The 12,153-nt window shown below is 67.3% G+C and carries 10 protein-coding genes and 1 pseudogene; 1 reads left to right on the top strand and 10 read right to left on the bottom strand.

From position 1 onward, the window contains the following. Positions 1-206: 206 nt before the first annotated feature. From ACZ6DL_RS18505 to ACZ6DL_RS18515, 3 genes are all read right to left on the bottom strand, one after another. A complete protein-coding gene (locus ACZ6DL_RS18505; RefSeq protein ID WP_466052539.1) occupies positions 207-1,379 on the bottom strand; it encodes an aminoglycoside phosphotransferase family protein in 1,173 nt (390 codons plus the stop codon). Between the two features lie 291 nt (positions 1,380-1,670). Further along, the gene (locus tag ACZ6DL_RS18510) at positions 1,671-1,823 is read right to left on the bottom strand and encodes a hypothetical protein (protein WP_466052541.1); all 153 of its coding nucleotides are present in this window, start codon (positions 1,821-1,823) and stop codon (positions 1,671-1,673) included. 65 nt (positions 1,824-1,888) lie between these two features. Next, the gene (locus ACZ6DL_RS18515) at positions 1,889-2,986 is read right to left on the bottom strand and encodes a YihY/virulence factor BrkB family protein (RefSeq protein WP_466052543.1); all 1,098 of its coding nucleotides are present in this window, start codon (positions 2,984-2,986) and stop codon (positions 1,889-1,891) included. 277 nt (positions 2,987-3,263) lie between these two features. On the opposite strand from ACZ6DL_RS18515, the gene ACZ6DL_RS18520 reads away from it, so the two are divergent. Beyond that, entirely contained in the window at positions 3,264-4,295 is a 1,032-nt protein-coding gene (locus ACZ6DL_RS18520) for a DUF2293 domain-containing protein (protein WP_466052545.1), read from the top strand. Positions 4,296-4,354: 59 nt separating this feature from the next. On the opposite strand, the gene ACZ6DL_RS18525 is transcribed toward ACZ6DL_RS18520, so the two are convergent. The 7 genes and pseudogenes from ACZ6DL_RS18525 to ACZ6DL_RS18555 form a co-directional block, all read right to left on the bottom strand. Then, positions 4,355-4,939 carry a GNAT family N-acetyltransferase gene (locus ACZ6DL_RS18525; protein ID WP_466052547.1) on the bottom strand — a complete coding sequence of 195 codons (585 nt, stop codon included), beginning with the start codon at positions 4,937-4,939 and terminating at the stop codon, positions 4,355-4,357. Between the two features lie 140 nt (positions 4,940-5,079). Beyond that, a complete protein-coding gene (locus ACZ6DL_RS18530; RefSeq protein WP_466052549.1) occupies positions 5,080-5,775 on the bottom strand; it encodes an MBL fold metallo-hydrolase in 696 nt (231 codons plus the stop codon). A gap of 122 nt (positions 5,776-5,897) precedes the next feature. Next, positions 5,898-6,703 (bottom strand): annotated as a pseudogene (locus ACZ6DL_RS18535) (aldehyde dehydrogenase family protein); the annotation flags it as partial. 3 nt (positions 6,704-6,706) lie between these two features. Further along, positions 6,707-7,903, bottom strand: a complete 1,197-nt coding sequence (locus ACZ6DL_RS18540) for a GDSL-type esterase/lipase family protein (protein ID WP_466052551.1) — start codon at positions 7,901-7,903, stop codon at positions 6,707-6,709. Positions 7,904-8,126: 223 nt separating this feature from the next. Next, positions 8,127-9,713 (bottom strand): GMC oxidoreductase, encoded by a 1,587-nt coding sequence (locus ACZ6DL_RS18545; protein WP_466052553.1) that lies wholly within the window; start codon positions 9,711-9,713, stop codon positions 8,127-8,129. Positions 9,714-9,897: 184 nt separating this feature from the next. Then, positions 9,898-11,232, bottom strand: a complete 1,335-nt coding sequence (locus ACZ6DL_RS18550; RefSeq protein WP_466052555.1) for a lipase family protein — start codon at positions 11,230-11,232, stop codon at positions 9,898-9,900. A 133-nt stretch (positions 11,233-11,365) separates the two neighbouring features. Then, entirely contained in the window at positions 11,366-11,929 is a 564-nt protein-coding gene (locus ACZ6DL_RS18555; protein WP_466052556.1) for a hypothetical protein, read from the bottom strand. Positions 11,930-12,153 lie beyond the last annotated feature (224 nt).

Genomic DNA, 12,153 nt, shown 5'->3' on the forward strand with positions numbered 1-12,153 from the left:
ATGCACTGCACGATTGCTGATATACCGGCTCGCCGCTCGAGCGAGAAGCGGATCGCCAGGGCTACGCCGGAACCGGTAGATGGTATAGCGCGCACGCATCAGCCTCGCAAGCGCACGAAAACGTGCTAACCAGAATGTTTTCGGTCCCGTACGGCCGGACTCCCGTCCGGCCGCTACACAGCGATGGGCAGCGGAACAGAGTTCTATCAGACTCCGAGCGCATCCAGCGAATCGTGATCGTCGATAGCCGTGGTGATTCGCTTCAGCAGCGTCAGGCACGTCTCCACCGGTTGCATCTCGGGCTGGTACACCGCCCTGCCGATCGTGAACGCCCACGCCGCGTAGGCGAACATGGATTGTTGCCGGTAGGCCAGCCACGCGTCGTCGAAGGACGGGGCCCGGCCGTCGAGGGGGCCGAGTTCGTCGAGGTAGGCCGCCAGCAGTTCACGGTCCCAGGCCCGGCGATCCTCGGGCTCGCATCCCGAGTTGACGGTGTAGGCGAAGTCGTGCGCCCAGCCGCCCCGCATCACCACCTGCCAGTCGACGAATCCCATTCGCCCGGACTCGGTTCGGTAGGTCTGGCCGATGTGCGGGTCACCGTGCAGCAGGGTCGGGGGCAGCTCGTTCGTCGCCTTGTCGATCGCTCGCTCGACACCGGCCCACAGCCGATCCGCTTGCCCGTGCAGCGCCTCGGGCACCACTTCCTCGGCCCGCCGCAGTCCGACCTCGCAACGCTTCTTCATGTCGATGGCGGCGAGATATGCCTGGAGCGCTTCGGTCGTGGTTTTGAGGTCCGTGATCGAAGGGTGGATCCAGAAGGCGCGGTGCAGCCGAGCGAGATTGCGCACCAGATCTTCGATCTGGTCGCGGGCGATCGGGGCGTTCGGCTCGATGAACCGCGCACCGCGGGTCGATGCGATGTCTTCCATCAGAGCGATCGAACGCCACGACCCGGCGTCGGCGGCGCCCCAGTAGCCGAACGGGGCCTCGATATCGACCTGCGGCCGAAAGTCCCTGAAGAAACGGGTTTCACCGTCGATCATCTTCCCGCCGCCGAGCAGAATCCGCTGCGAGAAGGCTGTTGTCGTCTTCGCGAAGAGATCGGTCGGCAAATTCGCCTGCTTACCCGCGTCGTTGTACTCCACGCGTATCGCTACGCGAGTGGACGTTCCGCGGCTGCCGTTGGAGGTTTCGAACGAGAGCACCTCGGCGCCGGGGACATCGCGGCACAGGACTGCCGTCAGCCACTGCGGTGTCACCGTCTCGCCGGACACCGGGACGTCGTCGACGTCCCGGGCCTTCGGCCGGAAGATCCTCTCGCCCATGATGTGAGCACCGACCGTGACAGACCGTCCGAGCAGCCAGAGCTTGTGGTTCATTCGCTTGCCTCGATTCCGGAATACGACGCGACCGCCCGGGCGACTGGATGCCTGGCGCACGGGCCCGCAGGACAGTAACCCATCCTCTCGAGAAGCCCTTCCGACGATGCGATTGCCGAACCCCCTCGGCGAGAACGGCTCCGGGCTGACATGCGCACGAGCCCACCGGACTTCTCACCCGTGGGATGAGGGGCCGTCGGGCAGCCGAACCCGGCACGAGCGACCTCGAGAAGCCGCCGCCGAACTCGGGCGGGAGCATCTAGCCTCGGGAGTTCCGCCCGGAGGCAGTGGTCACACTGCTCCGCCGAGTCGCCGCGCCTCGGCGGGTTCTTTCCGGGCCGGCCTCCCGGCCAGTTCGCGCAGCGCCGCGGTGACCTCGTCGGGGCATTCCAGCGGCGCGCAGTGCCCGCTGTCGAGTTCGCGCAATTCGATCAGATGTGGCAACTGCGAAGCGATCAGGCGCGACCGCGATGGTGGCGCGATCTTGTCCTACCTGAGACGACCGCGTCTTACTCGCGCCGAGCGGACTTCGCGGCCTGCGCCGCGTCCTTGTCCGCCTCGTCGAGTTTGCGGGTGTCGCGCGGTTCGGCGAAGGGCTGCATGTCCTCCGGCAATCCCTGGGCGATGGCTTTGGCGTGGTCGAGTTCGGCGTTGATCTCGGCTCCCAGCAACAGCGCGATATTGGTCAGCCACAACCACACGAGGAAGATGACGACACCCGCCATCGACCCGTAGGTCTTGTCGTAGGAGGAGAAGTTGGCGATGTAGACCGCGAACAACACCGAGACGATCAGCCAGATGAGGACTGCGATGACACCGCCGGGGCTGATCCATTTCACCCCGCCTTGCCTGGCGTTCGGGCTGGCCCAGAACAGGATGGCGAGCAGCACCGACAGGAGCACGAACAGCACCGGCCATTTGGCGATGTTCCAGAGCGTCACCGCGGTGTTCCCGAGACCGAGGAAATCGCCGATCTGATGGGCGACCGGCCCGCTCGCCACCACGATGGCGGTGCTGATCACCAGGAGGATCACCGCGATGAGGGTGACGCCGAGCCGGATCGGCGCGGTCTTCCAGATCGGGCGCCCCTCCCCGATGCCGTAGACGACGTTCGAGGCACGCATGAACGCCGCGACGTAGCCCGACGCCGACCACAGCGCGATGGCGAGACCGAATATCGCCCCGAGGCCCGCGCCCTGCTTGTTGGCCTGGGCTTGGGTGATGAGCGTGTGTACGAATTCGGCGCTCGATCCCGGCGCGATCTGCTGCGCCTGGTTCATGAGTTCCTCGGCGGCATTCGGCCCCAGCAGTCCGAGCAGCGAAACCAGGACGATGAGGCCCGGCACGATCGACAACACCGCGTAGTAGGTAAGGGCGGCTGCCAGGTCGGTCAAGTTGTCGCGCTGGAACTCCCTGCCCGCACGTTTGACCACCGCGAGCAACGATGGTTTCGACAGTTCGACCGGGCTGCTCGGCTCGTTCGGGTCGAGATCCGGCCGGGCTCCGGTATCGGTCGCGCGGCCTCGCGTCTCGACGCGGTTCCGCGTACTCGCCGAGTCGACGGCCTCGTCCTCGTGCCGGTTCGGTCTGCCGTGATCTGTAGCCATGTCGGTTCGCCTCGCTCGAACGCATCTCTCGGTCACGCGCGGGAAGGCGCCAGCACTTCCGCGCTGAACGAGTGGTGCCCGAAGGAGCAGTTCTGAAACACCGGGCCCGCCGCCTCCGGCGAACTGGTCACCGAGATCCGAGGTCGTTCGGTTTGGGGCGCAGCACCGTGGCGCCGCGCCGACCACGCGGTGGGGAAACTTGTCCCTCGCGCAGCATCGCGATTCCACACCGGGCGAGCGCCGAGTTCACCCGCCGCGTGCGCTAGGGTTCGAACCCGTGTCCAAGCTGCGGCGGCGGGTGGCCGAGGCTGCGGAAGCGGCTCTGGCCCAGCGCAAATACGTGTCGGCGGTCGATGTATTCGCCGTTCTGGGGTGGGTGCGATCCAGTCACGTCGATCGCTGGCGGCAGGGGCAGGTGCGGTCGTTGGAGCAAGTGACGGCGGTGGACGCGCGGCGGATGCACGATGCGGCGCAACTGTTGGGCGAATGGGCCCGCGAGCACGACCTCACCGCGAGCACAGCGGCGTATCTGTCGGGCGGGCGCGATCGCGAGGCGCTGCGGTTCGTCGATACCGGCGAAGACGAGGTGTTCCGGGTGCACTGGCTGTCGGGAAAGCTCACCCCGGCGCAGCGCGAACAGGTCGTCCAACGCCAGAACCGTGCCCCGGATCTGACGGTAGTCGAGGCCGCTGAGCCGTGGACCTGCACCGAGTGCGCCGAAACCGGCCCGTATCTGATCACCTCCGCCGCCGGACCGCTGTGCCTGACGTGTTCGGACCTCGACCATCTGGAGTTCCTGCCCGCCGGGAACGCGGCGCTGAGCCGACGCGCCAAGAAGGAGAGCCCCCTCGCGGCCGTCGTGGTGCGCTTGAACCAGCGGCGTAAGCGCTACGAACGGCTCGGCGTCCTCGTCGAGGAGGCCGCCCTGACCCGCGCCGAACAGCAATGCCTGGCCGACGACGATGCCCGCGCCCGCCGCCGCGAGCGCGACCGCGTCCGCCGCGCCGACCAGGACGTCGAATACTGCGCCCGCATGTCCGATGAAATCCAACGGCTGTTCCCCGGCTGCCCCACCGATCGTGCCGCCGAGATCGCCGAACACGCCGCCGCCCGCGGCAGCGGCCGGGTAGGCCGCACCGCCGCAGCCAAACTCCTCTCCCCCGAAGCGCTCACCCTCGCCGTCATAGCCTCCATCCGCCACCGCGACACCGACTACGACCACCTCCTCATGACCGGCATCCCCCGCAGGGAGGCCAGGGCCCGCATCCGCCCCACCGTCGACCACGTGCTCGAAACCTGGCGCGGCTGAGACCCGGCCGCGTCACCTGCTGACGCCCACCACATCCAGCGATCGGCACCGAGCCGAGATCACCGACTACGGTGATCGAGAGTTTCCGTCCTGTTCGATCGGGACTTGAACGTGTGCAGCCCGGCCGTTGCGAGAGTCTGCTGTGCGCCGAACTCCTCGAAGGTGCTGACCGGGTGGAAACCGAGCCGGGCCGCGAGTTTCAGCGAACGGTGGTTCGCGGTCTGGGTCACGACGAGAACCGGTTCGTCGGGAAGTTCGTCGGCGGCGGCGCGCAGTGCGGCGGTGGTGGCTTCGAATGCCAGTCCCATACCCCAGGCACGGTGCCGCAGAACATAGGTCAGCTCGAGTTCATCGGCATCCTCGATGATATGTCCGGGCTGGTCGGCGGACCGACGATGGAGCATCAGCGTTCCGATGAGACGGTCGGTGGTCTCGTCTGCGATGACATAGGCGCCGGGAGCGGCTGTCACGTTGGCAGTGCCGACCGCGTCGAGGTACTGCTCGACGGCAGCGCGCGGCCGCGGCCCGCCCAGATATGTCCGCACCTGAGGGTCGGTCTGCAACTCGATGAGTCCCTCGCGGTCGTCGTCGTGCGCTTTGCGCAGTATCAGGCGGTCGGCGGTGATCACTGGAGCGGAGAGCATCGGAAGGACCATGCGGCCATTCTGCGGCATGAAGGCGTCGGTCCAGCGAACACGGCCTCGCCGCCATACAGCCCCGAGGAGCGGGATCCGCCGCCCGCCCTACCGTTCGGTATGCCGACCGAGGAGCCGCGTACAGCGGGTCAACCGGCCGATCGCCGACTCCGCCACGCCTGCAGGGACTCTGCCGTCAACACGTCGCCGTGGCCCACACAGACGACGTCGACGTCCAACTCGGTCAGCCGGTGCGCGGCCGTTTCGACGGCGGCGCTGTCCAGGTTGAACACACCCGGCATGGTGACACCGCGGACATTGGCCAGTGTGTCGCCGGTGAACAGCACGCGATGACGCGGCAGATGCAACGCCACACTGCCCTCCGTGTGGCCGGGGACGGCCAATACCTTCGCTCCGCCGCCGAAGTCGAGTACCTCACCATCGCGCAATTCGCGATGCACGGGGGCCGGGCGCGGAGGCGGGCCCAGTTCCAGGGCGTCGGCGATCGGACGTTCCCAGTCGCGCAGCACAGGCGCCGGTTGCGGACGTTCGCCTCGCACGATATCGGCATCGGCGTGATGGACCCAGATCTCCGCTCCCCACTCGGCGAGCTCGGCCGCCGACCCGATGTGATCATCGTGGGCATGGGTGAGAATCACACGCCGTACTCGGTCAGCGGTGAAGCCCAGCGCATCGAGTCCTTTTCCGATCTCTTCGGCCGCGCCGGGCAGCGCGCAGTCGATCAGCGTCACCTCCGCGCCGTCGTTCCACACGTAGACGTTGAGGTCGTTCACTTCGGCGAACCGCAGCGCCGAAAGCTGGGGCGACACAGGCACGATTTCCACACGGCGAAGCTACCCGCGGCAAGCCGCGACACCCGCTCGATCTGCTTCAGGCAGAAAAGCAACACCTCGGCATCGACAATCTGTCACGCGGTAGCGGCCTCCGGCCCGGGCGGTGGAAATTCTCATCCGACACCGGACACGGATTTCGTCGTCAGTAATCCGGCCAGACCCTCGCGGCCGATGCCGCTGGCCTTGACTCCGCCGAAGGGCGCGAAGGGGGATCCATGCTGTAGGCCTGATTGATGCCGAAGCTTCCGCTGCGGATACGGCGCGCGACCGCGAGCGCCCGGTCCGGATCACTGGACCAGTCCGAGCCCGACAATCCGTAGTCGGTGTCGTCGGCGATCGCGATCGCCTCGTCGGCGCCGGTGTAGGGGATGACGGTCAGGACGGGACCGAAGATCTCCTCGCGGGCGATCCGCATCCGTGGGTCGACCTCGGTGAAGAGAGTGGGGCGGACGTACCACCCCCGGTCACAGCCGACCGGCATGTCCGTGCCGCCGACGGCCGGTCGCGCGCCCTCACGGATTCCGGTGTCGATGTAGTCGCGCACCCGGGCCTGCTGACGTTCGGACACCATCGGGCCGATGTCGGTCGCCTCGTCGAAGGGGTCGCCCACGCGCAGCGACCACACCATCTCGCTGAGCGCTTCCACGTACTCCCGATACCGATTGCGGGGCAGCAGAATCCGCGCTTGCACAACGCAGGCCGGACCGCCGTTCATGAGCGCGGCCACTCTGATCCCGTCGGCGACCTGCCCGGGGTCGGCGTCGTCCAGCACCACCGCCGCCGATTTGCCGCCCAGCTCGAGGCTCACCCGGCGCAGCGCAGGCGCGCAGGCGGCGGCGACCTGCCGTCACGCGGCGGTGGAGCCGGTGAACGACACCTTGTCCACGCCGGGGTGGGCGACGAGATGGGTAGCGGAGGCTCGTCAGCAGGCGGGTGATGGAGAGTTGCCGAGCAGAGCCAGGTCGACCGTCTCGGCCATCGCGTGGTAGCCGGCGAGGCTGGGATGCAGGCGATCCGGGCTGGCGTAGTCATTTCGCAGGACAAACGGGTTCGCGGGGTCGCGCAGGGCGGCGTCGAAGTCGACGATGCCGTCGGCGAGGTTCTGGGTGCGTATCCAGACGTTGATCTGCTGCCGGTCGGTCTCGCTGCGGGGTGCCAGAAGTACACCGTCGACGATGCCGTCGGAGGCGGGAAGCAGTGTGCCCAGCCAGATCTTCTTGCCGTGCCCGTGTGCGGTGGCGATGAGTTTCTCGTAGCCTGCGATCATCTGGGCGGCCCCGGCGGGCGGCGGCAGGCCGAGATCGTTGATGCCTTCTTGGACGAGAACCCCGCTGACACCGGACTGAGCGAGCGCGTCGCGCTCGAAGCGCGCCAGCCCGCTGGGGCCGAGCAGAAGCGGCTCACCGCTGGTGAGCACACGATTGCTGCCGATTCCGGCGTTGACCACCGAGATCGGAATGCCCGCGGCGTCCAGACGACGTTGCAGCACGTCGGGATAGCGCCCGTTGGTGTCGGCGACCGCGCGATCGACCGGCACGCTCAAAGCGGTCGCTCCCACGAAACCGTCGGTGATGGAGTCACCGAACGCCACCACGGCACGGGTATCGGAGGGTGCGAGAACGTCCAGCGCGGCGACATACAACCAGGAACCGGTGGTGGAGCCGAATCCGTCGGCGCCTGGCCGCCCGGTGAGATCACCGCTACCGGCGGGAGAGTAGAACGAGGTGGCGTTGGCGTTCCAGTGCTTGGTCGGCGGCCCCGCCGAATCGGGAACATAGATACTGACCGCCAACGGGTCGAACGCCGCGACACCGAAGGACACCGGGTCGCTGACGACATCGGCTCCGGCAGGCAAGGTGATCGCTGCCTGCCCGCCGAACAGCACCGGCACCGCGTTCGCCACCGCCGCGCCGGATACCTGGTCGGCGATGCTCACCCGTTCGAAGGTGACCGGCGTCAGCCCGAACCGGTTGGTCAAATGCACACGCAGTCGCGATCCACCCAAGTGCGGAGTGATGACCATCCGAAAACTCTGATCGTCGACCGCGACCGGAATCGGCCCTCCGGCCGCGTCGAGGGGAGTCACCGAATCGGTGGGGCTGGCCGTCCACGACGCCACGAAATGCTCCCCGCGGCACTCGGAAGGTTGCGCCCGAGCTGTCGTGGTATTCCCCACGACCGCCGTGGCTCCGGCGGCGAACACGACGGCAGCTACCAGCGCCGCCCCGCGAAGACGGGTACGCCGCCGGATTCGCTTGCCGGGGAGCATCTCGACCGAAGTCGCAGAAGCCATTACAGAAGATTTCACGATGATGACCACTCCGTCGATGAATACTCGCGAGTCAGATCCGGGTGCCGATGTCGCGAGCGACGATATTGTCCATGGCGCGTTCGGCGACCGCCGCGATGGTCATCGACGGGTTGCACGCCGCGGTGTTGCCCGGCATCAACGCTCCGTCGAGGACATAGAGCCCCGGTTGGTCGTGCACGCGGCCGTCGAGGTCGCAGACCACGCCCATCCCCGCCCCACCCAGGGGATGCCAGGTCGAGGGAAACAGCGTATTGGTGTCGAGCAGCATGCCGTCAGGACCGGCGATCCGGTGGACGGCGGGTCCGATGTGATTGTCCTGGATGTAGCTGTCACCGTCGGTGGGCCAGTGCAGGATCGCGTCGTCGCGTGCGGAATCGTAGGTGAACGTGCCGCGTCCGTCGCTGACGCCGTATCCGACCATCATGGTGCTGCGAGGGTCCAGCGACAAAGGCGGGATGGATGCCTGGATGACCGTGTGGGCGGCGTGCGGATCGTCCCAGTTCTTGCTGCCGTAGACCACCGGCCCACCCTGGGGAGCGCCGAATTCGGCGGAGGGATCGGTCCAGACGTAGATGCGGTCGGCGTTGGAACCCCAGCCCTGGCCCAACCCGTCCGGCAGATCACGGATGAGCCCCTTGGCGCCCGCGCGCACCAGCAGGCGGGTGGTGTTGAGACTGCCCGCCGCCAAGATCAACGCGCCGGTGGTGAGGACCTTGTTCTCGACCACCGCGCCGGTGGTATCCAGGCGCTGCACATGCACGATCCACCGGCCGTCGGATGCGCGTTCGACGTCGGTGACCTCGTGCAGGGTTTCCACCCGAACCAGACCGGTGGCCTCGGCGGCGGCGATATAGGTGACATCGACCGAGTGCTTGCCGCCGTTGTTGACGCCCATCGCGCCGTCACCATTGGTGTAGGACGGTTTCATCTCCCCGCGCAACTCGGCCAGCGCGAAATCCCAATCGATGGGCATCGGGATCTTCGACAGCGGCATCCCCGCCCGCCGGACACGATCGGCGAAGACTCGTGCGGCCCGGTAGTTGTCGCTGGCGATCAGCTCGTCGGGCGCCTCGGCCAAGCCCAGCATCCGGGCCACTCGCGGATAGTGGACCTTGTTCATCAGTGCCCAGTCCAGTTCCGCGGGGAAGTGGGTGTCGAACACCTCCCGCGTGGGCTGTAGCGACATTCCCTGGTAGACAAGGGAACCGCCACCGACACCCGACGCGCACAGGGCGGTCATGTTCACTCCCGGCACCGCTTCGACCAAGCCGGTGTAGGGCTCGAACACCATCGGCCGCCCGAACAGATTCGGACTGGAGCGATACCACAGCAATCGCTTGTCCGGTGACGAGGCGCGGGGGAACGTTTCGGCATTCGGCCCGGTGGTCCAGCGCATCCCGCGCTCGAGGACGGTCACGGGGACACCCGCTTGCGCCAGGCGCAGGGCACTGACTCCGCCACCGAAACCGGAGCCGACCACCACCACGCGGTGCTCCTCGTGGGTCAGCGCGACGTTGTTCACCTGCGCGGCGGCAGGGACAGGTGTGCGGGCGGCCAAGGCAGCGGCACCGGTCGCGGCGATACCGGTCAACAGTGACCGGCGCGAAATTGCTGGCATTACAGATCCTTCGGTGGCAAATACATGTCGAACCACGTCCTGAGCGTCGTGCGAGCCGGGCTTCCGACTGCCGGATCAGGTGGTGTGCGCGTGGCAAGGCGATCTCCGCCGCGAGCCGGGTGGGACCGGCTCGGGCGGTCGGAGATCTCGGTCAGCGCCGATTCGAGCCCGGCGCGAGGGGCGGTCAGTCGAAAGTGCAGCCGGTGACGGGTTTGTCCGCGAGGCGATCGAGCAGGTAGGTGATCGCGTTGTCCGGCCCGAAGCCGTCGATCATCTCCGGCCCGAAATGATTCGGGATAGTGGCCCCTGGAAGGATCGGCGGCAGATCATTGGTGCGGAAAGTCACCGTGGCGCCCTTCGCACACCAATCCTCGGCCAGCCGACGCGCTTGACCGTAGGGGACCGTGTCGTCGTTCAAACCGCTGGTGATCAACACCGGCGACGCCGGGGTGAGATTACCGATACGCAACTCGGCCAGCACGGGCCCGGCCTCGGGAATCGCCGCCAGATGCTCGCTCAGCGAACGGCCGTCGTTGGTGAGCGAACTGGTCTTCAGAAACGGGTGACGGATGATGATGTCGCCGATGCATTCATCGCTGAGCGTCTCCAACATCGCCCGCCCCGCGGGCGTGGTGACCCGATCGACCGCCTTGTTCAAATCCGGGTACCGCGCGAGCAGACCATTGATCGCGAACCCGATGGCACCACCGATCAACGCGCCGTCGATACGTTCCAGGATCGCCGCCAGGTCCGCCACCGGCCCGCCTGCCCAAGTACCCTTGATGTTGAGTTCCGGCGCGTAGTCCGGTTGCATCTCCGCCGCCGCGGCGGTCGCCCCGCCGCCTTGCGAGTAACCCCACAGCACCACCGGGGTCTCCGGTCCCACACCCGCCAGATTATGGGCTGCGCGCACCCCGTCGAGCACCGCGTGCCCGGCCTCGATCCGGTTGGCGTAAGTATGAATTCCCGGCGTGCCCAGACCGATGTAATCGGTCACCAGCACTCGCGCACCCAATCCACTCCACACCACCGAAGCCGGAAGTTCTTGATTCGCCGACAAACTCGGCGAAGGATCGGCGAACACCGTCACCCCGGTGGAGAACGCCACCGACATCGCACAGCGATCACCCTGCCCCGACGTACCCGGACCGATCACCACCGTCGGACGCGGGCCCGGCCCCTGCCATGGCCCCGTCGCATCGATGAACGTCCCGGACACCGCCACCGGAGACCCGTCCTGCAACCGCGAGGTGTACATGACGTGCTGCGCCTTGCCCGGCCACCCCCTGTCCGTGGGCAGCGTCGCGAACAGCGCCATCGGCGCGGTCTTGATGATCGCGCCTCGTTCCGACGGGATCTGCGCGGGCGGAAGGTAGAAGTCTCCGACCGGCGCGGCCGCCGCCTCCCGCGTGTCGACTCCCACCACAGTCACCACGGTGACGCACACCGCGGCCACCGCCATCGCGACCGGAGCGGCCCAGCGCCAACCCCACCGGGAACGCCCATGCTGTCGTTGCATCGATCAACTCTCCGTGAACTCCACCCGGCACCGTCGCCGGGTGTCCTGCGTCGCAATAGCCGGATGACATGAACTACGTCACAGCATGCAACCTACGGAACGGTAACACGGTTACTCAAAAGTTGGAATCGCGTCATCGCCATCCCCCGAAGGTCGGCGAGAAATCGGTCCGCGTAGGTCGGCTCGGGCGGCCGACCGGGCTGAGGTCGGCCCCGACCGGAGCCGCGGCCGACAGCCCGCTACGGAACAGCTCGATCGCGCCGACCGCGGCCCCGGTGATCGTCGCGGCATGCAACGCCTGCGCTTTGAACGCTCGCGCGGCGATACTCAATCGGTGCAGGACCGGATCGACCCGATGTCCGGAGAGGGACGGCCACCCCGCACCCCACACGACCACTTCCACACCGCCGTCGTCCAACGCCTCGCGCAAGCCCCGGCGCGCGCGGCGATCGTTTGCGCAAATGTTCGCACCGGCAGCCAGCGCGTCCGGCCGACGCCCCTCCCCCGACGGGGCGAGCGCGGACTCGAGTGGCACCACCTTCGCGCCCAGGATGCGCAGCGGGCGGGTATCCGACATGTCCGCGACGAGCACTGTCACGTTCCAACCCGCCGCCGCACGATCGAACAGCCAGCCACCAGCGTGCTCGACGGCATCGGCAACGCTGCTCGCGATCACATCGAGGCGATACCTCCGCATCATCGCCCCCTCGGCTCGGGTGGCGTGCACAGCGAGCCGACCACGACAGTTGCCGCCTCGCGACCATCGATTCCCACGCGGCCGACGCCACGACTGCCGCGATCCGACCGGCCCGTGCTCGCGCTTCCGACGAGACGTTGTTGATGCATCAAATGACTCCCCGAGACTCCACCACCGCGACTTGCCGTCCTGAGTGATGCAGATCACTAAGATGACGTCCACCA

The organism is Nocardia sp. NPDC041819 (assembly GCF_055590505.1).